Origin of the sequence: Sphingomonas sp. DC5200-1 (genome assembly GCF_049897245.1) — a bacterium.
GTDB classification, from domain to species: domain Bacteria; phylum Pseudomonadota; class Alphaproteobacteria; order Sphingomonadales; family Sphingomonadaceae; genus Sphingomonas; species Sphingomonas aquatilis.
Window position 1 is genome coordinate 24,108 of record NZ_JAFCVW010000012.1, and the last position, 21,934, is coordinate 46,041.

Sequence of the window (21,934 nt, forward strand, 5' to 3'; positions counted from 1 at the left end):
CGTCAGGAGCGCTGAACGGACAAACTGCCATTCCGGTCCGGCACTCAGCCGCGATTTCAGTCGGTTGAACCGATCGGGACGATGCCGATGGCGCGTTGACGATCGTAGCGGGCTCGTATGCGACCGAGACCCGTTGGGGTCATTCCGCGCGCTATAGCCGCTGTTCAACCCCAAGTGGAAGCGGAAGGCGAAGATGCTTCGACGTCATGAACGTACATCTTTTTCGCTCTCATTTCTGGAAAGATTGAAAGACATAGCCCTTAATCGGAAAGCGGCGTTGTGCGGCACCCGTCCGCGATAAACAGCACGAGACCGTCGCTTGGACGGTTGTTTTCCAACGATTTTCGGAAAGATGGTGCCGCTTACAGGACTCGAACCTGTGACCCCCGCATTACGAATGCGATGCTCTACCAGCTGAGCTAAAGCGGCCCGGGGTGGACCGGCCCGCTGAGGGGCCGTTCGGGGGTGCGCCTAACAGGTCGGATCGCGGCTGACAAGCGGCCTTTGTGTCGGGGCATGCCAATTGTTCGCCTCGCGGCTTTACGCTCCGTTTACCACGGACGGTGCAGAAGCAGCCTAGGACCAGGACCGTCATGTCCTGATGCGAGAAGGGTTTGGGCATGGATACGGCGCGCGGCTTCGATGACGGGCGAGTCGGGGATGGCGAGGGCCTGCGCGCCGATGGCGGCGGCCATGACGTGCTCGACGCAGCGCTGGCGAGCCCGCCGGATGATGGCGGCGACATCGACGGTGGCGGCGTGGACGATGCCGCCTTCTCGCTCGGCGGTGACGAGCGGCGCATGCACGTGCGCGCCTACAACCACTGGGTGTCGCTGCTGAAGGGCCGCCCCTGCCCCGGTATCGACGACCTCGATCCCGCCAATATCGCCGACTTCGGCCCGCACAGCGTATTGATCGATTTTACCCGCGGCATCGACGATCCGACCATCGCCTATCTGGGGCGCACGCTGCGCGAGGAATGCGGGCTGGACGCGCATGTCGTGCGCGTTGCGGACGTGCCGGGCCGGTCGCTGCTGTCGCGCCTGACCGACCATTATCTGCAGATCATCGCGAATCGGGCGCCGATCGGATTCGAGGCGGAGTTCGTCGGCATCCGCGGGCGCACGACCTTGTATCGCGGCATTTTGATGCCCTTCACCTCCGACGACAGTACGATCGACTTCATCTACGGGGTCATCAACTGGAAGGAACTGGCCGACGCCGACACGCAGGCGACGCTCGCCGCCGAGCTGGACGCCGCGGTGCGCAGCGCCCCGCGCGCGCTCGCCGCGACGCCGGTGTGGGCGGACGGGCCGAGCGGTGGGTTCGAGACGGCGGAGGAACCGATCGCCGAGTCCGCGACCGACGCTTCGCTGCGCGACCGGCTGGCGATGGCGCGCGAAAGCGCGGCGGCAGTGCGCGCCGCCGATGCGCGCGGGCGCGCCGCGCTGTATCGCGCGCTGGGCCGCGCCCATGACTTCGCGCTGGCGTGCGAGCGGGATGCCGAGGGCTATGCCGTGCTACTGTCGCAGGCCGGACTGACGGTGCAGCCACGCGCGCCGCTGACCGCGATCGTCAAGCTCGTGTTCGGATCGGATTACGACAAGACGCGCCTTGCCGAATATGCCGCGGTGCTGGCCTACGCCCGCCGCACCGAGGTGCCCGCTGGCGGCCTCACCCCCGTGCTGGAAACCGCGCAGGGCGGCATCAAGGCGGTGGTCGCTGCCGAGCGCGCCACGCGTCGCCCCGACGAGCGCGTCGACCTGTTCGATCGCGCCGCCGCCGAACTGCGGGCGCTGCCCGTGCTGGGCCGCGTCGCCTTGCCCGCGGTGGCGGACGAATTCGTCGTGCTGCTGGCGCGCGCCGGCGAGGATGGCCTGGTCGACGTCATCAAATGCGTCGACGACAAGGCACTGCTGGAAAGCGTGCTGCGCAAGGCCGCGGCCTGAACGCTGGGCGCCTCCCGTCGACGACCGGAAGGAGCCCGACCAGCGCAACACTTTATTGCGCTACCACGTAATTTTCGCACTGCAGCAAAGCTTGAAGCCCGGAAGAGACGGGCGTAGGCGGCTGCCATGGCCGACCAGAACCAGAGCATGGCCGAGGCGCTTGCCGCCCGGCTGACCAAGGGCGCGCTACCGGGGGAGCTGACCGGCTTCGGCGATGCCGAGCGGGCCGCCGCCGCGGCGTTCGTCGCGGAGACCGCCGCGCGCCGTGAGCCCGGGAAACCCGCGATCCGGCTGGAGCCGATCGCATCGGACGACGTGCGGCGCCGTATGCGCCTCGCCATCGTCAACGACGACATGCCCTTCCTGGTCGATTCGATCGCCGCCGCGATCGGCGCGCAGGATCTCGACATCGACCGCCTTATCCACCCCGTCGTCCGCGTGACGCGCGACGCATCGGGAGCGCTGACCGACATCGGCGGCGCCGGCACGCCCGAATCGATGATCTATATCGAGCTGGAACGCGCCGATGCGCGTGACCGGCGCGGTCTGGTCGAGGATCTGACCGCCGTGCTCGCCGACGTGCGCGCCGCCGTCACCGACTGGCCCGCGCTGCAACGCGCGATGGCGCGCGACGAAGCCGCGCTGCCGCAGGGCGAGGGCGCCGCGCTGCTGCAATGGTTCCTCGACGGCCAGTTTACGTTGCTCGGCCACCAGATCTGGCGGCGCGACGGCAGCGCCGGCGAAGCGCTCGGCATCGTCCGCCATCCGCACGAAACGCCGGTGCTCGCCGAGGCGAATCGCGCGCTCGCGATCCGCTGGTTCGAAGAGGGCAATGACGCGCCGCTGCTGCTGAAATCCAGCCTGATCTCGACCGTCCACCGCGCCGTGCCGCTCGACCTGGTGCTGGTGCCGGTGATGGAGGCGGGCGAGGTCGTCGGCCTGTCGATTCACGCCGGCCTGTGGACCAGCGCCGCGCTCAGCGCCAAGCCGCGCGACATCCCCGTGCTGCGCGCGCGCCTGTCGGCGCTGGAAGCAAAGTTCGGCTTCGATCCCAAGGGCCATACCGGCAAGGCGCTGACGCATGCGCTGACCGCCCTTCCCCACGACCTCGTCGTCGCCTTCGTCCCCGATGCGCTGGAAGAGGTGGTGCTGACCGCGATGAGCCTGGCCGACCGGCCGCGGCCGGCGCTGGTACTGGTGAAGTCGGCGCTGGGGCGGCATCTGTTCGCCTTCGCCTGGCTGCCGCGCGACGACCTGACCACCGCACGCCGCGTCGCGATCGGCCAGATGCTGGCCGACGCTTCGAACGGCAACGTGCTCAACTGGTCGATCAGCCTCGACGACGGCGTCGTCGCGCTGCTGCGCTACACGATCGACCTGCGCGGTTCGGGCCGCATGCCCGAGACCGAACCGCTCGCCGAGCGCTTGCGCAAGATGGTGCGCGGCTGGATGTCGGACGTCGAGGCGGCACTGGCCGAACAGGTGCCCGCACAGCGCGCCGCGCGGCTGGCGTTGCGCTGGGCCAATGCCTTCCCCGCCAATTACCGCAACGTCAGCAGCCCCGCCGAAGCGGCGCAGGACATCCTGCGCGTTGCGGGGCTGGAAAGCGCCGACGACCGCTCGGTGCGCATCTTCCCGGTCGTCGCGGGCGAGGATCGCCAGCTCAAGATCTACAAGCTGCACGGCGCGCTCGCGCTGTCGGACGCGGTGCCGGTGCTGGAGAATTTCGGCTTCCGCGTGATCGGCGAACTGCCGACGCGGTTGCAGGACGAAGCGGACACCTTCGTTCACGACTTCGTCGTCGAAACCGATGCGACCGACGATGCCAATGACGCCGCGGTGCTGGAAGGCGCGATCGCCGCGGTGCTGGAAGGCGCGGCGGAAAACGATGCGTTCAACCGCCTGATCATCGACGTCGGCCTGTCGCCGCAGTCGGTAGTGCTGCTGCGCGCCTGGTTCCGCTATCTACGTCAGGCAGGCCTGCCCTATGGCCTGACCACCGTCGTCGACGCGCTGCGCCGTGCGCCCAAGCTGACCAAGGCGCTGATCGCGCGCTTCGCGGCCGCGCACGATCCCAAGGGCAGCGGCGACCTGGCCGCCAGCGACGAAGCGATCGCGCGCGGCCTCGACGCGGTGTCGGCGATCGACGACGACCGTATCCTGCGCGCCTATCGCGACCTGATCGGCGCTTGCCTGCGCACCAACGCCTTCGCCCCCGCGGCGAACGAAGCGCTGGCGTTCAAGCTCGACAGCCACCTGATCCCCGGCTTGCCCGCTCCCGTGCCGTGGCGCGAAATCTGGGTCTATTCACCGCGGGTCGAGGGCATCCACCTGCGCGCCGGCCCGGTTGCACGCGGCGGCCTGCGCTGGTCGGATCGGCGCGACGACTTCCGCACCGAAATCCTCGGGCTGATGAAGGCGCAGCGCGTCAAGAATGCCGTGATCGTGCCGACCGGCGCCAAGGGCGGCTTCTACCCCAAGCAGCTCCCCTCCCCCGCGGTCGATCGCGACGCGTGGCTGGCGGAAGGCACCGAAAGCTACCGGATCTTCATCCGCTCGCTGCTGTCGATCACCGATAACATCGTCGATGGCCGCGTCGTGCATCCGGCGGACGTTGCGGTGCTGGACGGCGAGGACCCCTATTTCGTCGTTGCCGCCGACAAGGGCACCGCGACGTTCAGCGACGTTGCCAATGCGCTGGCGCTGGAGCGCGACTTCTGGCTGGGCGACGCCTTCGCGTCGGGCGGCAGCGTCGGCTACGACCACAAGGCGATGGGCATCACCGCCAAGGGCGCGTGGGTGTCGGTGCAGCGCCACTTCGCCGAGCGCGGCGTCGACGTGCAGACCCAGCCGATCACCGTCGTCGGCTGCGGTGACATGTCGGGCGACGTCTTCGGCAACGGCATGCTGCTCAGCAAGGCGCTGAAGATCGTCGCGGCGTTCGATCACCGCCACATCTTCATCGACCCCAATCCCGATCCCGCCGCGAGCTGGGACGAGCGTGCGCGCATGTTCGCTCTGCCCCGCTCCAGCTGGGCGGATTACGACGCCGACCTCATCAGCGAAGGCGGCGGCGTGTGGGCGCGTAGCGAGAAGGTCATTGCGCTGTCGCCGCAGGCACAGGCTGCGCTCGGCATCACCGCGACGCAGCTCGACCCCGCATCACTCATCTCCGCGATCCTGAAGGCGCCTGCGGACCTGCTGTGGTTCGGCGGCATCGGCACCTATGTGAAGGCGGCGCGCGAAAATAACGCCGCGGTCGGCGATCCCGCAAACGACCGCCTGCGCGTCGATGCCGAACAATTGCGCGTCACCGCGATCGGCGAAGGCGCGAACCTGGGCGTCACCCAGGCGGCGCGCATCGCCTTCTCGGAACGCGGCGGCCGGATCAACACCGACTTCATCGACAATTCGGCGGGCGTCGATTGTTCGGACAACGAGGTGAACATCAAGATCGCGCTCAACCGCGAGATGAATGAAGGCCGCCTCGGCTACGAGGAGCGCAACGCGCTGCTCGCCAGCATGACCGACGACGTCGCGCATCTGGTGCTGGAGGACAACCGCCTCCAGACGCTCGCGCTGTCGATCGCCGAGGCCGATGGCGCGAGCGCCATCCCGAGCTACGTCCGCGTCATCGAAATCTTCGAAGGCGCCGGGCGGTTGGATCGCGCGGTCGAGGGGCTTGCCGGCAACGACGATCTGCTGCGGCGCGGGCAGGAAGGCCATGGCCTCACCCGCCCCGAGCTCGCCGTGCTGCTCGCCACCGCCAAGCTGTCATTGCAGGACGGGATCGAGCAGGCACCGCTGGCGCTCGCCCCCGAACTCGCACCGGACCTGCACGCCGCCTTCCCGCCGGCGATGCAGCGCGACTTCGCCAAGGCGATCGACGAGCATCGCCTGCGGGGCGAGATCGTCGCGACCAAGCTCGCCAACCGCATCGTCAATCGCCTCGGCGTACTGCGCCCGTTCGAGCTGGCCGAAGAGGAAGGCGCCGCGGTCGCCGACATCGCCGCGATGTTCGTCGTGGCGGAACGCGTCTTCGGCCTCGACAGCCTGTGGGCGGAGATCGAGCGCGCCGACATCGCCGAGGGCGCCCGCATCGCGCTATTCAACGAGGTGGCGGTGGCGACCCGGTCGCACATCGCCGACCTGCTGCGCGCCAATGCGCCGGGTACGCTGCCCGGTGCGGTGATCGAGCGGCTGGGCCAGGGGATCGCCGCGCTGGAACGCCAGACGCAGTCGCTGCTGCTCGAGGAAGCGAGCGCGCAGAGCGCCCGCATCGCGGCCGAGCTGGAAGCCGCCGGTGCGCCCGCCGAGCTGGCACACCGCGTCGTCCGCCTGTTCGACATGGACGGCGTCGTCGGCCTCGCCGCGCTGGGCCAGCGGCTCGGGCTCGACGAGATCGAGCTGACGCGGGCCTATACCCACCTCGGCCAGGACCTGGGCCTCGACTGGGCGCAGGCGGCGGCGGCGCGTATCGTCTCTGGCGATCCGTGGGAGCGCCTGCTGCTCGCCGGCCTGGCGCGCGATTTCCAGCAGCAGCGGCTGGAGTTCCTCGGCCGCACCGGTGACGGTGATCCGCGCAGCGCGGTGCAGGCATGGCTGACCGCGAACGGCGCGCGCGTCGCGCAGTTCAAGGCACTGGTCGACCGCGCACGCCATGCGGCGCAGCCCAATGCGGCCATGCTCGCGCAGATCGCCGGCCAGGCCCGCGTGCTATTGGGTCGGTAAGCCCCAAAACTCCTCCCCCGCCAGGGGGAGGGGGACCGCGCCGCATCGCGGCGTGGTGGAGGGGGAGGTAAGCGGTACGCGCTGTTACGTCGGACGCCGCTTACCTCCCCCTCCGTCACCGCTGCGCGGCGCCACCTCCCCCTGGCGGGGGAGGACTTGAGGCATCGCTCAGTCCGACGACGGGCGCGTCCAGTACGCGCCATATTCCACCACGCCAGCCCCACCCACTCCGTCACCCCGGACTTGGTCCGGGGTCCACCGGGCCGCGAGGGAACGGCAAGAGCCTCCAGCCATCCCCCAGCCGCAAAGTAGACCCCGGACCAAGTCCGGGGTGACGGGGTACTGAGTGGAAGAAGCCCCCTACCCCCGCGCCGCCACCTTCGCGCGCCAGCCACGGGCGCGCCACCACATGATCACGCCGGTCACCGCCAGCCCCGCCGGCAGCAGCCCGCCGAGGAAAATCACCACCTGCCAGACGATCCCCATATCGTCGCCATCGTGGATCCGCCGCATCCAGCGCGCCGCGCCACCCGGCTTGCGCGCCGCCGCAGCCACTGCCACGCCGCCGTCGTCCGCAACCTTGATCCGGCGCCCGTCGGCCAGGCTGACCGTCCAGTCCGCCGACCGCTCGGTCGGCCAACCGACGCTACGCAGCGACCCCTTCGCCACCCCCGCGGCACGCGCGACGACCGTGTCCACCGACTGCGCCGGCTCGGCCACCGGCGGCGCGAAGGCGGGGCGCCCGCCCCCCTCCCGTCCGCCGAACACGCCGGGAAAGCTGATCCACACGCCCGTCAGCGACAGGACGAACAGCGGCAGCGCGATCCAGAAGCCCATCTGGTAATGCAGGTTGCTGTCCGTGTTGCGATGCCGCCGCCAGCGAAACCCCTTGGTCCAGCGCCCGACGCTCGGCCACCACAGCCACAGCCCGGTCAGGCTCGACAGCAGCATCGCGACGCCGATCCAGCCCACGATCGTCCGCCCGATCCCCGGCACCTGCAGACTGCCGTGCAGCACATGCAGGAAGCGCATGACGCCACCGCTGCGCGGCGCCACGGCCAGCACGCGCGCGGTGGGCGGATCGAGATAGACGGTGGTGCGCGCTGGCGGTCCGCGCCGCGGCGCCTGCGCCCCCACGGCGCTGACCGTCACGGGGCCGCCCCCCTCGGGCAGGCCGAGGTCGCTGATCCGCTCGCCCGGCGCCAGCACGCGCTGCGCCGCCGCCACATAGGTTTCGGGGGCCAGCAACGCGGTGCCGCTGGTGGAATAGCGTTCGGCATGGATCAGCCGGTCGAGCGGCTCGCGCCAGACGAGCGCCGCGCCCGACAGCGACACAGGGATGATGAGGATGGCGAGCGTCAGCCCGATCCATTTATGGACCTGAAACCAGGTCTTTCGCCATTTGACCGCGTTCATCGCTGCATATCCCCGACTGTGCCCCGGCGGTCGCATGGCGGCGGGCGTCAGGTCAACGTCCGCGCGAACAGCCAGCTTCGTAACGCACTGGCGAGATTGGGCGGATCGTCCGCGGCGATGCGCAGCACGTCGATTTCGGCGACCAGCGCGGACAGCGGCAGGCCGCAGCCCTGCGCCGCCTCTTCCAGCGCGCGCCAGAACACGGGCTCCAGGCTGATCGACGTCTGGTGACCGGCGATCGTGATCGACCGCTTCACCGGGCCGACGAAGCCGCAGACGGGGGCCGCGATATCAGGCATCGGCCCAGCGCCGCAGCAGATTGTGATAGATGCCGGTCAGTTTGACGACCGCGGGATCGCCCTGGCCGCTGTTGGCCGCGACCGACTGGATCGCCTCGTCCAGCTCGAACAGGGTGCGCCGCTCGCCATCGTCGCGGACCATCGATTGCAACCACAGGAAACTCGCGGTGCGCACGCCCCGCGTCACCGGCGTAACGCGATGCAGACTGGAGGCGGGATAGAGGACCAGATGCCCGGCGGGCAGCTTCACCACCTGCGGGCCGAAGCGATCCTCGATCACCAGCTCGCCGCCGTCATATGTGTCGGGATCGTCGAGGAACAATGTCGCCGACAGGTCGGACCGGATGCGGAAATCGCTGCCGCGTTGCAGGCGGATCGCATTGTCGACGTGCAGCCCGAAATCCTCGCCGCCCTCATAGCGGTTGAACAGCGGCGGAAACACCTTGAGCGGCAGCGCCGCGGCGAAGAACAGGGGCGACCGCCCCAGCGCCTCGAGCACGAACGCCGCGCCGGCGCGCGCCGCCTCCGTCCCTTCGGCCAGCTGCCGATTGCGCTTGGCGAGCGCCGCCTGCGGGCCCGAGGTGACGTTGCCGTCCACCCATTCGCCCGCGTCGATAATCTCCCGCAGCCGCGCCACGCCCGCCGCATCCAGAATATCGGGGATGGCAATCAGCATGACTGGTGGTTCCTCAGGTCTCTTCCCCGCCGGGGGCTGATGTGGCGGGGAAGAGTAGCAAAGATCAGAAGCTGCGGAACAGGCTGAGCACTGTCTGGCGCCGATCGCCGGGCATCGCCCAGCCGCCGGTCACGACGCCGCTGGTCGCGTTGATGTTGTTGCGGACGTTGGTCAGATACTTTTCGTCCGTCAGATTCTGGATATTGAGCTGCGCGGTCCAGCCGTTGCCGAAGCTGTAGGCCAAATAGGCGCGGTGGATCAGATAGTCGGGCGCGCGCAGCTGCACGCCGTTGGTCAGCACCGGGACATAGGTGGTGAACGACCCCTGATAGGTCAGGCCATAGCCGATCTCGAGCCCGAACGGCAGCTTGTACGTGGTGAACAGGCTGCCCGAATGCGTCGGCGTCTGCACCAATGGGCTGCCACGCTGCGGGTCGGGATTGGCGACCGAATTGCCGCAATTGGGTGTGCCCGTGCTGCCCGGATTGGCGAGGCAGTAATCGGACACCGACTGCAACACCTTGCTGTCGAGATAGGTGTAATTGGCGAAGATCGTCCACGCCTTGGTAATATTGCCCGATGCGCCCAGCGCGATGCCGTCGACGCGGCTCTTGCCGCCCAGCACCTGCACCGTCGGCAGCGCGGGATCATTCGAGGGCACGCGATAATTGGTGCGCTCGTTGCGGAACACCGCCGCGGTCAGCTCCAGCCGGCGGTTGAACAGTCCCGCCTTCACGCCCGCCTCGTAATTGTGCGCGGTTTCGGGCGCGACGCCGCAGGTGTTGGTGACGATATTGTTCGATACGCTGACGCAGCCGGCGCGCACGCTCGGCGACGAGGGCGTCTTGGCATTGCCGTAGCCGGCATAGACGCTGACGTCGCGCACCGGATGGAACACCGCGCCGACGCGGTACGAGAACAGCCGTTCATTGTTGATCTGCGGCGTCTGCAACGCGGCGACCGGCTGCGTGACGCCCGGCGCCAGCGTCCGGAGCGGCAGCGCGCGGAAGTCGCTGCGCTGCATTTCCCAGCGCACGCCACCGTTCAGTTCGAAGAAGCGGTTCAGCTCCAGCGTGTCGAAGGCATAGACCGCGACATTGGTCTGGGTCGACCGCGACTGGGCGGTGGTGACGTAATTGATCGGCCCGCGATAGACGCTGTCCGGGTTGCTGATCGACAGCGTCGGCAGCGGCGACACCGCCGATCCGTCCGCGTTGCGCAGCAGCGATCCGCTGGTGATCCGGTAATCCTCGACGATCGCCGACATGCCGATGTTGGCGACGTTGCGCAGGCCACCCTTTTCCCCATGCTCCAGCCGCAGGTCGGTCTGGTTGGCGAGCAGCTGGTTCTCCTGGTCGCGCACCAGCCCGCGCGGGCCGGACGGGATCCACTGGCCCGGCTGCAACCCCGTCGGGCATGCCGCGCCGACCGGATTGGTCGCGCTGGTCGCCACCGGCTGGCGGCCCGTACCGGCGAGGCAGAAGGTGCCCTGCGGCGCGCTCGTCACGCTGTACTGGCCGACGCGCTGCCAGCGGGTGAGGTTGCGGATCGAGACATGCGCGTCCGCCTGATGCCGGAAGGTCGCGGTGAAGCGATCGACTGTGATCTGCTGGCGATCGAGGTTGCTGTACCCGTAATAGTCGCTGCGATCCGCGCCGGTGATCAGGCCGCCGACCAGCGCGTTGTTGAAATAGGGCACGCCGTACAGCGGCGTGTTGTCGTCGCGCTGGTGGACATAGGCGAGCGTCAGGCTGGTCGGCCCACCGATCCCGATCGTGACCGCGGGTGCGACGCCCCAGCGTTCGTACTTCTCGACGTCACGGCCCGGCACGTCGTTATGATGGTACACCGCGTTCAGGCGCACCGCGACATCGTCGCCGATGCGATGGTTCGCATCCACCGTGCCCCGCCAGTAATTGTCGGTGCCGACCGATCCCTGCACGATCGTCAGGTCTTCGGCGCGCGGTTCCTTGGTGACGAGGTTGATCGTGCCGCCGACGCTGCCCGATCCGTTGAAGACCGAATTGGCGCCGTTATAGACTTCGATCTGCTGCAGATTGAACGGATCGGTGCGGCTGTATTGCGCGGTATCGCGGATACCGTCGATCGTGATGTCGGTATTGGCCGAATAGCCGCGCAGGTTGATGCTGTCGCCATAGCCGCCGCCGCCCTCGCCCGCACCGAAGGTGATGCCGGGGATCGTCTGCAACGCATCGCGCAGCGTCTGGAGGTTCTGCTTGCGCAGCACCTGGTCGGAGATGACGGTGATCGTCTGCGGCGTGTCGATCAGCGCTGACGTCGCCTTGGGGCTTTCGACCACCGCAGGCGCCACCTGCCCCTTGCCGTTGACGATGATGTCGTCGCGCTCGCCCTCGCGCCGGGCATCCTGCGCCTGCGGGTCGGCGGCAACGTCGGTCTTCGTGGTCGCCGCAACCGGATCAGCGGCAAAGGCTGGCGCGGACGCGAGGAAGCCGATGCACGACAGCGCCAGAAACGGTGGTTTGGTCATCAAAAACGGTCCCCTTTATGGGGCGTCCGTTAATGCGAGTTATTATCACCGTCAACGCTAATGCGAGCTACTCGCATATATTTACACGTTATACGCCGCGGTGGCGCGCCCTCATTGCGTGATTCGCGCCGTCGCCACCGCATTCTGGAACAGTGCCGACAAGGCGGCCGCAATGTCCCCGTCAGTGGTCACCTTCGTGTACAGACCCGTCGACGCGCAGGCCTGCAGCGCGGGTTCGACCTTGTACAGATTGGGTGCGACGTTGACCTGCGACCAATTGTCGTTGTCGAGCGATTCGCGCAGATATTCGGTGTACAGCACCGCGATGCGGATGCCGCGTGCCTTGATCGCGTCGCATTTGGCGGTGTCGATCGCGATTTCGGGCTTGCCGCCGGAACGCGCTTCGTCGCGCATGCCGTCGGTGATCATGAACATCACCGCCTTGGGCGCCTCGCCGTTCAGCCCCGATCCCGGATCGGTCATCATCGCGTTGATGTTGTCCATGGCATCGCTGGTAGCGCTGTCCTGGTCGTTGAAGCCGACCTCGGTGCTTTTGCACGCGGAGGTCGGGCAGCCATTGCTGTAGAATTTCGATGGGCCGATCAGGCCGGTCGCATCGATGATCTTCTGGACGGTGCCGGTCAGGGCCTGGAACGTCGAAAAGCCGCCCTTGCCCCGGAACCCCGCCATCGCGAACTGATAGGCCGCGCCGTTGCGACTGGCTGTCGTCGTCGCCGTGCTGATCAGGCTGCGCACCGCAGTCGCCTCTTCGTCGACCCGCAAGGTCAGATTGTACGACCGGGCGACGTTGTACAGGCTCGTTTGATTGCCGTTGGCGTCGGTGCCGGTCAGGTCGTTGACCGAATGGCAGGCGAACTTGCAGCCCTTGCTGTTGCTCTGGGCGATCTTCAACAGGCCTGCGCTCGTCGTCGGCAGCGCCATCGATCCCGACACGTCGAGCAGCATGTAGAAATTCATGTTCGGCGCGATGGCGTTGGTTGTCGACGACGCACCACTGATGTTGAGCACCCGGAGGCCCAGCACGCGCGCAAAGACGTTCCCCGACGTCGCGGTATAGGTGACCGACGCGGTGCGCCGCCCGGTGCTGTCCTTCACCGCGGTTGCGGTCACGTTGGTCAGCTGCACCGCGCCGGGGCCGAGCACCGACTGCGCCTGGATCAGGAACATCTGCCGCGCCTGATCGGCGGCGGTCTTGTCGTCCAGCGGCATCGCGATCTTGCTGACCGCCACCAGCGCCGCCGCATCGGCGACCCCGTTCAGCTTGGTCTGCGACTTCATCGCGCGCGCGTAATCGATGCCCATGCCGACCGCGAAGGTCATCGGCATCACGGCAAAGCCGAACATCATCAGCACGTTGCCGCGGCGGTCACGGCGGACGTCACGCAGGCGTGAGAGCAGGGAAAAGGTCATGGGATCAACAATCCACACAGGTGACGGCAGAGGAATTGCGCGGCAGCATGATCAGCGAATCGCCCAGCTTGATCGGCCCGATGAAGCCGAAGTTGGTCGGCGGCTGATAGGCATAGGTCACGCGGGCGATCAGGAACGACACCCCGCGCACCCGCATTTGGGTGGGGATCGTCGCCACGGTGCCCTTCACGTCGGGAATGCCGTTGAGGGCCCGGCTCCAGTCGACGCGCGCCTGGTAATTGTTGTCGATCGTGACGTGCGTCAGCCGGATCATCGCGCGTGCGGCCGGATAGGGCGCCATCACCTGCGTCGCGGCGGCCAGACTGTTGTCGATCTCGCGCTGCGTCGTCGAGCCGGTCGCGTTTTGGGCGATCAGGTCGGCGACGCCGCGCGTCGCGATCGTCACCTTGCGATTGCACGAAATGCCGTCCTGCAACTGGACGCTGCCCAGGTACAGGATCAACAGGATCGGCAGGATCATCGCGAATTCGATCAGCGCCAACCCGCGTCGATCGCGCCGCAATGCCCGCAGCGGGCGCGGCCATCTCATGCGGCGCCCGGTCATTGATAGGTCTCCGACTTGGCGACCGACGTCGCCATCAGCAGCCGCCGGCCCTTGCCGATGTTGCTGAAATCGAACAGCGGCGACGTCTGGATCGGCCACACATACATGAAGCGGACGGCGACGATCGATCCTTGGTTCCCCAGGTCATAGGCGAAGACGTTGGCGATACGGCCGTCGGGCCCCATGGTGATCGCCGGCGGCGAATTGTCGAGCAGCGTCCAGTCGACCGCGCTCTTCACCTCCACGTACAGGCGCGAACACGGCAGAAAGGCCGGCAGCGATGCGCAGCCCGCCTGACGGAACCGCTCGGCGAGTTGCGCCCGCGTCATGCCCGACATGGTGCCTTTATTGTCGGCGGCCTGCGTCCGGCCGGTCACGATCCCGCGTGCGGCGCGCTCGACCGCGGTTTCCAGCGTTTCCTGGACGAAATAGGCCAGGCTCGTCACGGCCACCGCCAGCATCAGTGCGACGAAGGGCACCGCGACGATCGCAAATTCGACGATCGTCGCACCCCGCGCATCGCGCAACAGGCGCGCGGCGCCGCGGTGCGCCGCGGGCGCGCGATGCGCCGGGCGCCGGGCACGGGCGCGTAGGATGGTCGGAGGCCTCATGCGGCCATCCTACCGGACAAAAGTAAACAAAAATCCAAACTGGTCCGCTTCGGGCTTTCCAGCGAAATGGATTTATAGGCCGGCCGCGTCGACGGTCACAGGAAGGCGGGCGCCTGCCGCAGCTGCTGATAGGCAGCGATCACCTTTTGCAGCATCGCTTCGTGGCTGCGATCGCCGCCGTTGCGATCGGGATGATAGGTGCGGACGAGTTCCGAATAGCGCTTGCGCAGCGCGGTCCGATCGGCGTCCGGGGCCAGCCCCAGCACCTTCAGGCTCGCCCGGTCCTGGCCCGACAGCGGCTTGCCGTCGCGGCGCTCGGGCGCGACCTCGCGGCGATAGCGGGCGCCGATCGCATCGAGCGGATCGCGGAAATCGGCCCAGCGCGGCCCCTGGTCGCCCGTGCCCGCGCGCGCGAACGCCCGCGTCTCGCTTTCCCAGCCCGCCAGCGGCCGCTGCGCGCGATGGATCTCGTCCGCGGTCATCCCGTCGAAATAATTGTACCGGCTGTTGAACGCGCGGACATGCTCCAGGCACATCCAGCGGAACGCGCCCGGCCCGCCGCCGCCATCGCTCGCGCCTTCCAGCGGCGGCGCGCGAAATTCGCCCGGCTCCTCGCAGCCCGGCTCGGCACACATCCGGCCATTCGCTTCCACCCGGCCATGAAACCGCGTGTGCGGCCGGTCTTTCCTGTCACTTCCGCGCGCCACGAACGCTCCCTAATCTGCGCAAGTCTGGCTATATAGGCGCGATGACCGACACCGCCACCGCCGCCCGTCCCCTCGCCGACGTCATCGCAGAGCGCCTGCGCGACGCGCTGCAACCGACCCATCTTGAGGTCGTCAACGACAGCCATCATCATGCCGGCCATATGGGCGACGACGGCACCGGGGAGTCGCATTTCAGCGTGTCCGTCGAAAGCCCGCTGTTCGCCGGCGAAACCCGCGTCGCACGCCAGCGCCGCGTGAACAAAGCGCTCGCCGATCTGTTGTCGACGCGCATCCATGCCCTCGCGATCAAGGCACGCGCGCCGGGCGAGTGAACGGGAGAGCCTGATGCCCTATCGCTTGTGGTATTGGCCGACGATCCAGGGGCGCGGCGAGTTCGTGCGCCTGGCGCTGGAGGCGGCCGGCATCGACTATCTCGACTGCGCCCGACTGGAGGGTGTCGAGGCGATGATGGCCGATATGGAAACGCGGGCGAAGGCCGGCCGCGGCCCGTTCGCACCACCCTATCTCGCGCTCGACAATCACGCGGTGGCGCAGGTCGCCAACATCCTGCAGTTCCTCGGCCAGCAGCACGATCTGGCGCCGTCGAACCTTGCCGACCGGCAGTGGATCAACCAGCTGCAACTGACCATCGCCGATTGCATCGCCGAGGTTCACAGCGTCCATCATCCCGTCGCGATGATGGCCTATTACGACGATCAGAAGGACGAGGCCGCACGCGCCGCCGACCAGTTCCGCAGGGAACGCCTGCCCAAATATCTCGACCATTTCGAGGCGGCGGCACGGCATGGCCCGACCGAATGGCTGGTCGACCATCGCTGGACCTATGCCGACACCTCGCTGTTCCAGCTGGTCGAGGGGCTGCGCTATATGTTCCCGCAGCGGATGGCGGCGCTGGAATCGCGCTATCCCGCATTGCTCCGCCTGCGTGACGCGGTGGCGGACCTGCCCGGCATCCGCGCCTATCTGAAGAGCGACCGGCGCCTGCCCTTCACGACCGAGGGGATTTTCCGCCACTATCCCGAACTCGACTGCGGATCGCGCCTGCACTGAACCGCAGCGTTTCCCGATTGCGGGCTGTCGCAATCGCGCCGGACCGGTAAGACACGGCCCAGCCCCTTGGCCTCCAGCCGTGCTTCGCATGGCTGGCGCTCACGGCCTACAGCCGTCGGCCGGCTGACACCGAACGGGGAGTGGAAGGAAGCCCGATGTCGTCGCCCATGACCCGCGTCCCCCGCCCCGCCGCCCGCATCCTGCTGGTTGATGGCGCCGGCCGCGTGCTGCTGATGCGCTTCACCCCCGGCGACCGCCCGCCCTTATGGTGTACGCCCGGCGGCGCGGTCGATCCCGGCGAAACCTACCCGCAGGCGGCCCGCCGCGAATTGTGGGAAGAGGTGGGACTGGACATCGATTGCGGGCCCGAAGTCGCGCAGCGCACCTGCGAGTTCCTGACCTTCGAAGGCGTCGAGGTGGTCGCCGACGAACGCTATTTCCGTGTCGATATCGATCGCCACGACGTGCAGGCCGGCGCGCTGACTGCGCTCGAACAGCGCGTGCTGGCGGGATCGCGCTGGTTCGCCTTGTCCGAACTCGCCGATTGGCCGGAAGTCATCTACCCTGCTGATCTCGAACAGCTTCTTCGCGAAACGGAGCCTGCCCGTGCTTGACGATTTCGTCCTCCAGACCATCACCCCCGTCACCCACGACCTGGGCGGGTTCAAGGTCCACCGCACGCTGCCCGGCCGCGCCCGCACGATGGTGGGGCCGTTCCTGTTCTTCGACCAGATGGGCCCGGCACAGCTTGCCGCGGGTGGCGGCATCGACGTGCGCCCGCACCCGCACATCAACCTCGCCACCGTCACCTATCTGTTCGACGGCGCGATCGAACATCGCGACTCGCTCGGCACGCAGCTCCGGATCGAACCCGGCGCGGTGAACCTGATGACCGCCGGCCATGGCATCGTCCATTCGGAGCGCTCGCCCGGTGACGAACGCGCGCACGGTCCGGTGCTGTCCGGCATCCAGACTTGGCTCGCCTTGCCCGACGCCCAGGAGGAAATGGCGCCCGATTTCGAACATGTCGCGCGCAATGCGTTGCCGACGCTGGAGGCGAACGGCGCCCGTGCGCGCATCATCATGGGTGAATTGTGGGGCCAGCGTGCGCCAACCACCACTTATGCCGGCACGATCTATGCCGACATCCTGCTCGATCCCGGTGCCGCCGTCCCCATCGACGCCGCGGCGGACGAGCGCGCCATCTATCTCGCCTTCGGTGAGGCGACGCTGGAGGGCATGCCGCTCGAACCGATGAAGCTCTACGTCCTGCGCCCCGGCATCGCCGCGACGCTGCGCTCGGACACCGGCGGACGCGCGATGCTGGCGGGCGGCGACGCCTTCAAGACCCCGCGCCACGTCTGGTGGAACTTCGTCTCGTCGCGCCGCGAACGGATCGAGGAGGCGCGCCGCGCCTGGACCGCCGGCGAATTCCCGCTCGTTCCCGGCGACGACAAGGAATGGATTCCGATCCCGCAGGTGCCCAACACGGTCAGCTATCCCTAAAGCGTCTTTCCCTGCGCTGGTGCGTTAGGCCTTTCGAAAGCGGGGCGAATATGTGCGCAGGTGACGACGAATATTGGATGCGGATGGCGATCGACGTCGCGCGATCGAAGGGGTCCGATCCGTCGACCTCGCCGCTCGGCTGCGTGATCATGCGCGACGGCAAGGTGCTCGCCGCCGAACGCAACCAGACGCACGAGCTGCCCGACGCAACCGCGCATGCGGAGATGATGGCGATCCGCCGCGCCTGCGAAGGGATCGGCGAACTCGAACTGCGCGGCGCGACGCTCTATTCGACGCTGCAACCCTGCGGCATGTGTACGATGGCGTCGATCTGGTCGAAGGTCGGCCGCGTCGTCTTCGGCGCGGGCCGTGACGACGTCCATCCGATGTATTTCGAAGCGCGCCACGTCGACACGCTCGCCTTCATCGCCGACGCCTATCGCGACGATATCGAGATCGAAGGCGGCTGCCTCGCCGACGAATGCGCCGAACTGTACTACGGCCCCGATGCCGATCTGCCGAAAGAGGAGCAGGCGAACCTGTGAGCGTCAACGTCAACACCGCCACCGCGGACGAGCTCGACGCCGTTCCCGCACTCGCCGGCCACGGCTTCGAAATCGTCCGCTATCGCGAAGACCGCGGCGGCTTCACCGCGCTGCGCCAGCTGGACGAAGTCCCCGGCCTCGCCGGCAAGGTCGACCCCGACGACGACACGCTGACTCTGGAGTAAAGCCCCTCGGTTCGTCATCCCGGCGCACGCCGGGATCCATGGGGGGCGACGTCCCCAGCGTCAGCGCGCAACCCTCGACACGCACGCGTCCATGGATCCCGGCATGCGCCGGGATGACGAATGATGTCTACAGGACGCGCCAACCAACACCGGCCACGCTACCAACACCCGCAAGCCAAAAGCCCTACGCCCCCAACCCCGCAAACCACGGCGCATATGGCGTGTTGCGCGCCATATGCCGGTTGAGGTCCGGCGCCCCGTCGTCCCACCACACCGGTCCGCGTTCGCCGAGTGCCACCTTCGCCGCATCCACCGCGGCATGTGCCTGCGTCTCCGCGTCCGCATCACCCGCCCGTTTCGCCGCGGCCACCGCCCGCCGTGCCGCCATCAGCTGCGCTACCAGCCGTTGCCGCTCGTCCTCCGCCAACGCAGGGTTGGCGCGTCGCCACAGCCGCCCGCGTACCACGATATAGCGCAGGTCCGGCGTCACCGGCGGGGTCGTCCCCCTCAGACCGGGGCCTCGATCGCGAAGCGCACGCCCTCGGGCGCATAGGTGATGCTGGCCTCCCCCTCGACATGCTGGGCGAAGACGCGCTGGATCATGCGCGTGCCGAATCCGGTGTGCATCGGCGCGGTCACCGGCGGGCCGCCCTGTTCGGCCCAGCTGAACGCGAAGCGCCGCGCGCCGACCGCGCCGACCAGCGCCCAGCGGATCGCGACCTGCCCCTCGGGCACCGACAGCGCGCCATATTTGATCGCGTTGGTCGCCAGTTCGTGCAGCGCCATCGACAGCGCCAGCGTGATTTCGGGGCTCAGGCGAATGTCCGGCCCCTCGATCGTGAAGCGCCGGCCGTTGCTGTCGAGAAACGGCGCCAGCACGCGCTCGACGATCTCGCCGATCGCCGCGCCCTCCACCTCGTCCCGCACCAGCAGCTCATGCGCCGCGCCCAGGCTCGCGATCCGTCCCGCAACCGCCGCCCGTGCCTCGCCGAGCGACGGAGCGTCACGCAACGTCTGGCTGACCACCGCGCCGACGGTCGCCAGCGTGTTCTTCACCCGGTGCGTCAGCTCGCGCGCCAGCACCGCGCGATGCTCTTCGGCGAATTTGCGTGCCGTGATGTTGCTGGTGAAGCCCGACATCTCCAGCGGCGTGCCATCGGCGCGCCGCTGGACCGCGCCGCGCGCATGGATCCAGCGCTGCTCACCAGCCGGCGTCAGGATGCGATATTCGATGTCATAGGGGGCGTCGTTGACGATCGTGTCCCTGATCGCGGCGAGCACGCGTGCGGCATCATCCGGGTGCAGGCTTTCGGCCAGGTCCTGCTCGCCGAAATGCGCGCCCGCCGGAAAGCCGAAATTCGCCAGGCACGATTCCGATGCGGTCAGCATGTTGCTCGGCAGCGCCAGCGTCCAGGTGCCGAGGCCACCCGCATTAAGCGCCATCGCCAGCCGTGCTTCGCGCTCGGCGAGCAACGCCTCGCGCTTTTCCAGTTCCGCATTCAGCGAGTCGCGATCCTGCTGCAATTGCTGCAGCCGGTGCCGCTCGATCGTCACATCCAGCTGCGACGCGACGAAATAACGCAGCTCGCCCGCGGCATCGAACACCGGCGCCACCATCAGCCGGTTCCAAAAGGGCGTGCCGTCGCGCCGGTGGTTGAGCAGGTCGACTTCGATCCGCTCGCGCCGTCGGATCGCGGCGCGCAGCCGCTCGACATCCGCGGAAGCGGTCAGCGGCCCCTGCATGAACCGACAGTTGCGGCCCAGCACCTCGGCCGCCTCGAACCCCGTCAGCGCGGTAAACGCGTCGTTCACATAGATGAGCGGATTGTCGGGCAGCGTGGGATCGCTGACCACGATCGCGGTGATCGAATGCTGGACCACCGCCAGGAACGGGTCGCTGGGGTCGAGCCCGTGCAGGAACGCGTCGATCGCCGCGCGCACGGCGGGCGGCGCGACGAATGGCGTGTGCGGCACGGGGGGCAGCGGCTGTCGGTCCAAAGCAGGAACAGTCTTAGGCTAAAGCGGATGCCCGGACAAGAGACGCTACCGTTACGGATGCAATCGGATTGGCGTCAAAAGGCATCGGCGGCGAACCATCATGTTGTTGATCCGCCGCGATTTAATGGCGGGCTCGTTATGCGCCGTTGGTTGCCTTGAACGCGGCGGTCCGGGCTATGCGATCCGCCATCGCCAGCCATGCCTCTTCCGACCGGCGATAGCGATCGCGCACCTGCGACAGTTGGGTCGCTGCGGCCTCGCGCGCGCAGGACGCCGCCTGTTCCCGATAATAGCTTTCCATGGCGTCAGGCCCCTTTCTGCATGATCGATCGAGATGGTCGATACGCCACGCGAAAACGCCGGCGCGCCCAGCGGCGCGGGCCATCGCGATGGCTTAGGAAAACGAAGGACCCGCATCCGCGCATCCGGTTCGGATGGCGCTGCTCAGGCCTAGCAAGGGGCCTCGCGATGGGGAGACTGTTGGTCAGGGCAGGTCCGGCAGGTCAAACGATGCGGGCGCAATCGGATGAGACCCGCCCGTTTGACCTACAACGCGCGATCCGCTCGGCGGTTCCCGCGCCATGACGGACCGCGATACGAAACGGGGCGGACCTTTCGGCCCGCCCCGCCCGGCGTCACTTCTTCTTTTCGCCCGAGGCGTCGGAGATGGCGGAGCCGGCCGACTTCAGGTCCTTGCCCGCGCCGTTGACCGTGTTGCACGCCGACAGCGACAGCACGGTGGCGAGCGCCAGCGCGGCGCCGATGGTCTTGGTGGTCATCATCGTGTCCTTTCCAGACAGTCCGTAAAAGGATGCGGCGGGCCCGAATACGCCGGCCCGCCGCGCACACTCAGCGCAGCTTGCGGCGGGTCGCCGCAGTTGCACCGAAACCGGCCGCGCCAGCGCCGATCAGCAGCGCGAGCACGAGCATGAACGAGGTGCCGGCAGCAGCACCCGCCGCCTTGTCGGTCGCGACCTTGGCGGTTTCGACCGTCTTGTCCTTGGCCTGGACGAACTGCTGCTTGGCACGCGTCACCTGGGCCTGCGCCTGTTCGCGGCTGATCTTGCGCTGCGCGGCGACGATGTCGACGACGCGGGCTTCCGCCTGCTGGCCTTCGGCGCCGCCACGGGCCATCGCCGGCAGTTCCTTGGCGATCGCGGTCTGCGCCTGCTCGGGCGTCATCTGCGCGGGATCGTTCGGCGCGTCCGACAGATAGGCCGCGGCCTCGCTGCGCACGTCCTGCTTGTCGATGCCCGCGACCGAGGCTGCGGCCGGTGCCGCCGCGCCCACCGTGCTGCCCGCCGCGCCGGCGACCGCACCCACCGTGCGGAACGCGCCGCCGATGATGCCGCCGACGACCGAGGTCAGCAGGTACAGCGTCAGGATCAGCGTGACGCCCCACACGACCAGGCCGTGGACCAGCGCGTCGAACCGGTCATGCACGCCCGCGACGCGCGCCGCGGCATAGCCGCCCGCGCCCAGCGCGATGACGGTGGTGATCAGCCAGAAGATGCCCGCGCCGATGCCGAAGCCCGCCGCGCCCGGCGTCGTGCCCTCGACCGGATCGACCATGGTCAGGCCGATGCCCGCGCCCAGGATGCCCAGCACCAGCTGCACCGCCACGGCGATGACGACGCCGGCGAACACCGCGCCCCACGACAATCGGGTCGGCGTCTTCGCCGTGCGCAGGTCATCGCCCGGCACCGGGCCGGTATAAGCATGGGTAGCCATAATC

At 68.1% G+C, this 21,934-nt stretch carries 21 protein-coding genes and 1 tRNA gene; 8 read left to right on the top strand and 14 right to left on the bottom strand.

Annotation, left to right across the window (positions count from 1 at the left end; all coding sequences use genetic code 11):
- Nucleotides 1–353: 353 nt before the first annotated feature.
- Nucleotides 354–429 (bottom strand) — tRNA-Thr (locus ACP7A3_RS18240).
- A gap of 191 nt (nt 430–620) precedes the next feature.
- On the opposite strand from ACP7A3_RS18240, the gene ACP7A3_RS18245 reads away from it, so the two are divergent.
- Both ACP7A3_RS18245 and ACP7A3_RS18250 read left to right on the top strand, forming a co-directional pair.
- Nucleotides 621–1,949 (top strand): PAS domain-containing protein, encoded by a 1,329-nt coding sequence (locus ACP7A3_RS18245; protein ID WP_426256810.1) that lies wholly within the window; start codon nt 621–623, stop codon nt 1,947–1,949.
- Between the two features lie 126 nt (nt 1,950–2,075).
- Entirely contained in the window at nt 2,076–6,680 is a 4,605-nt protein-coding gene (locus ACP7A3_RS18250) for an NAD-glutamate dehydrogenase (protein ID WP_426256811.1), read from the top strand.
- 360 nt (nt 6,681–7,040) lie between these two features.
- On the opposite strand, the gene ACP7A3_RS18255 is transcribed toward ACP7A3_RS18250, so the two are convergent.
- The 8 genes from ACP7A3_RS18255 to ACP7A3_RS18290 all read right to left on the bottom strand — a co-directional run bounded on the left by ACP7A3_RS18255 (nt 7,041) and on the right by ACP7A3_RS18290 (nt 14,822).
- Nucleotides 7,041–8,096 carry a PepSY-associated TM helix domain-containing protein gene (locus tag ACP7A3_RS18255; RefSeq protein ID WP_426256812.1) on the bottom strand — a complete coding sequence of 352 codons (1,056 nt, stop codon included), beginning with the start codon at nt 8,094–8,096 and terminating at the stop codon, nt 7,041–7,043.
- A gap of 47 nt (nt 8,097–8,143) precedes the next feature.
- Complete coding sequence (locus tag ACP7A3_RS18260) at nt 8,144–8,395, bottom strand: ribbon-helix-helix domain-containing protein (RefSeq protein WP_426256813.1); 252 nt, start codon at nt 8,393–8,395, stop codon at nt 8,144–8,146.
- A complete protein-coding gene (locus ACP7A3_RS18265) occupies nt 8,388–9,071 on the bottom strand; it encodes a Fe2+-dependent dioxygenase (protein WP_426256814.1) in 684 nt (227 codons plus the stop codon). The genes ACP7A3_RS18260 and ACP7A3_RS18265 overlap by 8 nt, the downstream gene beginning before the upstream one ends.
- Nucleotides 9,072–9,135: 64 nt before the next feature.
- Nucleotides 9,136–11,580, bottom strand: coding sequence for a TonB-dependent receptor (locus tag ACP7A3_RS18270; protein ID WP_426256815.1), 2,445 nt, complete (start codon nt 11,578–11,580; stop codon nt 9,136–9,138).
- Nucleotides 11,581–11,691: 111 nt separating this feature from the next.
- Complete coding sequence (locus tag ACP7A3_RS18275; protein ID WP_426256816.1) at nt 11,692–13,011, bottom strand: pilus assembly protein TadG-related protein; 1,320 nt, start codon at nt 13,009–13,011, stop codon at nt 11,692–11,694.
- A 4-nt stretch (nt 13,012–13,015) separates the two neighbouring features.
- Nucleotides 13,016–13,561 (bottom strand): TadE/TadG family type IV pilus assembly protein, encoded by a 546-nt coding sequence (locus ACP7A3_RS18280; protein WP_241769198.1) that lies wholly within the window; start codon nt 13,559–13,561, stop codon nt 13,016–13,018.
- Nucleotides 13,562–13,572: 11 nt separating this feature from the next.
- Entirely contained in the window at nt 13,573–14,187 is a 615-nt protein-coding gene (locus ACP7A3_RS18285) for a TadE/TadG family type IV pilus assembly protein (protein WP_426256817.1), read from the bottom strand.
- 95 nt (nt 14,188–14,282) lie between these two features.
- On the bottom strand, nt 14,283–14,822 hold the full coding sequence (locus tag ACP7A3_RS18290) for a J domain-containing protein (RefSeq protein WP_017977838.1): 540 nt from the start codon (nt 14,820–14,822) through the stop codon (nt 14,283–14,285).
- A gap of 113 nt (nt 14,823–14,935) precedes the next feature.
- Here ACP7A3_RS18290 and ACP7A3_RS18295 point away from each other — a divergent pair, with 113 nt between their 5' ends.
- From ACP7A3_RS18295 to ACP7A3_RS18320, 6 genes are all read left to right on the top strand, one after another.
- A complete protein-coding gene (locus ACP7A3_RS18295; protein WP_426256818.1) occupies nt 14,936–15,226 on the top strand; it encodes a BolA family protein in 291 nt (96 codons plus the stop codon).
- A 13-nt stretch (nt 15,227–15,239) separates the two neighbouring features.
- Nucleotides 15,240–15,965, top strand: a complete 726-nt coding sequence (locus ACP7A3_RS18300) for a glutathione S-transferase family protein (RefSeq protein WP_017977836.1) — start codon at nt 15,240–15,242, stop codon at nt 15,963–15,965.
- A 167-nt stretch (nt 15,966–16,132) separates the two neighbouring features.
- Nucleotides 16,133–16,579 carry an NUDIX hydrolase gene (locus ACP7A3_RS18305; RefSeq protein WP_426256819.1) on the top strand — a complete coding sequence of 149 codons (447 nt, stop codon included), beginning with the start codon at nt 16,133–16,135 and terminating at the stop codon, nt 16,577–16,579.
- A complete protein-coding gene (locus tag ACP7A3_RS18310; RefSeq protein WP_426256820.1) occupies nt 16,572–17,471 on the top strand; it encodes a pirin family protein in 900 nt (299 codons plus the stop codon). Before ACP7A3_RS18305 ends, ACP7A3_RS18310 begins: the two co-directional genes overlap by 8 nt.
- A gap of 50 nt (nt 17,472–17,521) precedes the next feature.
- Nucleotides 17,522–18,016, top strand: a complete 495-nt coding sequence (locus tag ACP7A3_RS18315; RefSeq protein WP_426256821.1) for a nucleoside deaminase — start codon at nt 17,522–17,524, stop codon at nt 18,014–18,016.
- A complete protein-coding gene (locus ACP7A3_RS18320) occupies nt 18,013–18,201 on the top strand; it encodes a ComEA family DNA-binding protein (RefSeq protein ID WP_017977832.1) in 189 nt (62 codons plus the stop codon). The genes ACP7A3_RS18315 and ACP7A3_RS18320 overlap by 4 nt, the downstream gene beginning before the upstream one ends.
- A 184-nt stretch (nt 18,202–18,385) precedes the next feature.
- On the opposite strand, the gene ACP7A3_RS18325 is transcribed toward ACP7A3_RS18320, so the two are convergent.
- From ACP7A3_RS18325 to ACP7A3_RS18345, 5 genes are all read right to left on the bottom strand, one after another.
- Nucleotides 18,386–18,691: a hypothetical protein gene (locus ACP7A3_RS18325; RefSeq protein WP_426256822.1), complete on the bottom strand. Its 306-nt coding sequence runs from the start codon at nt 18,689–18,691 to the stop codon at nt 18,386–18,388.
- A 17-nt stretch (nt 18,692–18,708) separates the two neighbouring features.
- Nucleotides 18,709–20,175 carry an HWE histidine kinase domain-containing protein gene (locus ACP7A3_RS18330; protein WP_426256823.1) on the bottom strand — a complete coding sequence of 489 codons (1,467 nt, stop codon included), beginning with the start codon at nt 20,173–20,175 and terminating at the stop codon, nt 18,709–18,711.
- 160 nt (nt 20,176–20,335) lie between these two features.
- The gene (locus tag ACP7A3_RS18335; protein WP_167509757.1) at nt 20,336–20,500 is read right to left on the bottom strand and encodes a hypothetical protein; all 165 of its coding nucleotides are present in this window, start codon (nt 20,498–20,500) and stop codon (nt 20,336–20,338) included.
- Nucleotides 20,501–20,834: 334 nt separating this feature from the next.
- On the bottom strand, nt 20,835–20,978 hold the full coding sequence (locus tag ACP7A3_RS18340; RefSeq protein WP_018250489.1) for an entericidin A/B family lipoprotein: 144 nt from the start codon (nt 20,976–20,978) through the stop codon (nt 20,835–20,837).
- 70 nt (nt 20,979–21,048) lie between these two features.
- Entirely contained in the window at nt 21,049–21,930 is an 882-nt protein-coding gene (locus ACP7A3_RS18345) for a hypothetical protein (protein ID WP_063687915.1), read from the bottom strand.
- Nucleotides 21,931–21,934 lie beyond the last annotated feature (4 nt).

Coding starts and splice junctions, on each gene's coding strand:
- ACP7A3_RS18255 (WP_426256812.1), bottom strand. CDS start 8,096: ATGAACGCGGTCAAATGGCGAAAGACCTGGTTTCAGGTCCATAAATGG.
- ACP7A3_RS18245 (WP_426256810.1), top strand. CDS start 621: ATGGATACGGCGCGCGGCTTCGATGACGGGCGAGTCGGGGATGGCGAG.
- ACP7A3_RS18345 (WP_063687915.1), bottom strand. CDS start 21,930: ATGGCTACCCATGCTTATACCGGCCCGGTGCCGGGCGATGACCTGCGC.
- ACP7A3_RS18275 (WP_426256816.1), bottom strand. CDS start 13,011: ATGACCTTTTCCCTGCTCTCACGCCTGCGTGACGTCCGCCGTGACCGC.
- ACP7A3_RS18265 (WP_426256814.1), bottom strand. CDS start 9,071: ATGCTGATTGCCATCCCCGATATTCTGGATGCGGCGGGCGTGGCGCGG.
- ACP7A3_RS18335 (WP_167509757.1), bottom strand. CDS start 20,500: ATGGAAAGCTATTATCGGGAACAGGCGGCGTCCTGCGCGCGCGAGGCC.
- ACP7A3_RS18290 (WP_017977838.1), bottom strand. CDS start 14,822: ATGTGTGCCGAGCCGGGCTGCGAGGAGCCGGGCGAATTTCGCGCGCCG.
- ACP7A3_RS18260 (WP_426256813.1), bottom strand. CDS start 8,395: ATGCCTGATATCGCGGCCCCCGTCTGCGGCTTCGTCGGCCCGGTGAAG.
- ACP7A3_RS18305 (WP_426256819.1), top strand. CDS start 16,133: ATGACCCGCGTCCCCCGCCCCGCCGCCCGCATCCTGCTGGTTGATGGC.
- ACP7A3_RS18285 (WP_426256817.1), bottom strand. CDS start 14,187: ATGAGGCCTCCGACCATCCTACGCGCCCGTGCCCGGCGCCCGGCGCAT.
- ACP7A3_RS18295 (WP_426256818.1), top strand. CDS start 14,936: ATGACCGACACCGCCACCGCCGCCCGTCCCCTCGCCGACGTCATCGCA.
- ACP7A3_RS18300 (WP_017977836.1), top strand. CDS start 15,240: ATGCCCTATCGCTTGTGGTATTGGCCGACGATCCAGGGGCGCGGCGAG.
- ACP7A3_RS18340 (WP_018250489.1), bottom strand. CDS start 20,978: ATGACCACCAAGACCATCGGCGCCGCGCTGGCGCTCGCCACCGTGCTG.
- ACP7A3_RS18270 (WP_426256815.1), bottom strand. CDS start 11,580: ATGACCAAACCACCGTTTCTGGCGCTGTCGTGCATCGGCTTCCTCGCG.
- ACP7A3_RS18280 (WP_241769198.1), bottom strand. CDS start 13,561: ATGAGATGGCCGCGCCCGCTGCGGGCATTGCGGCGCGATCGACGCGGG.
- ACP7A3_RS18250 (WP_426256811.1), top strand. CDS start 2,076: ATGGCCGACCAGAACCAGAGCATGGCCGAGGCGCTTGCCGCCCGGCTG.
- ACP7A3_RS18315 (WP_426256821.1), top strand. CDS start 17,522: ATGTGCGCAGGTGACGACGAATATTGGATGCGGATGGCGATCGACGTC.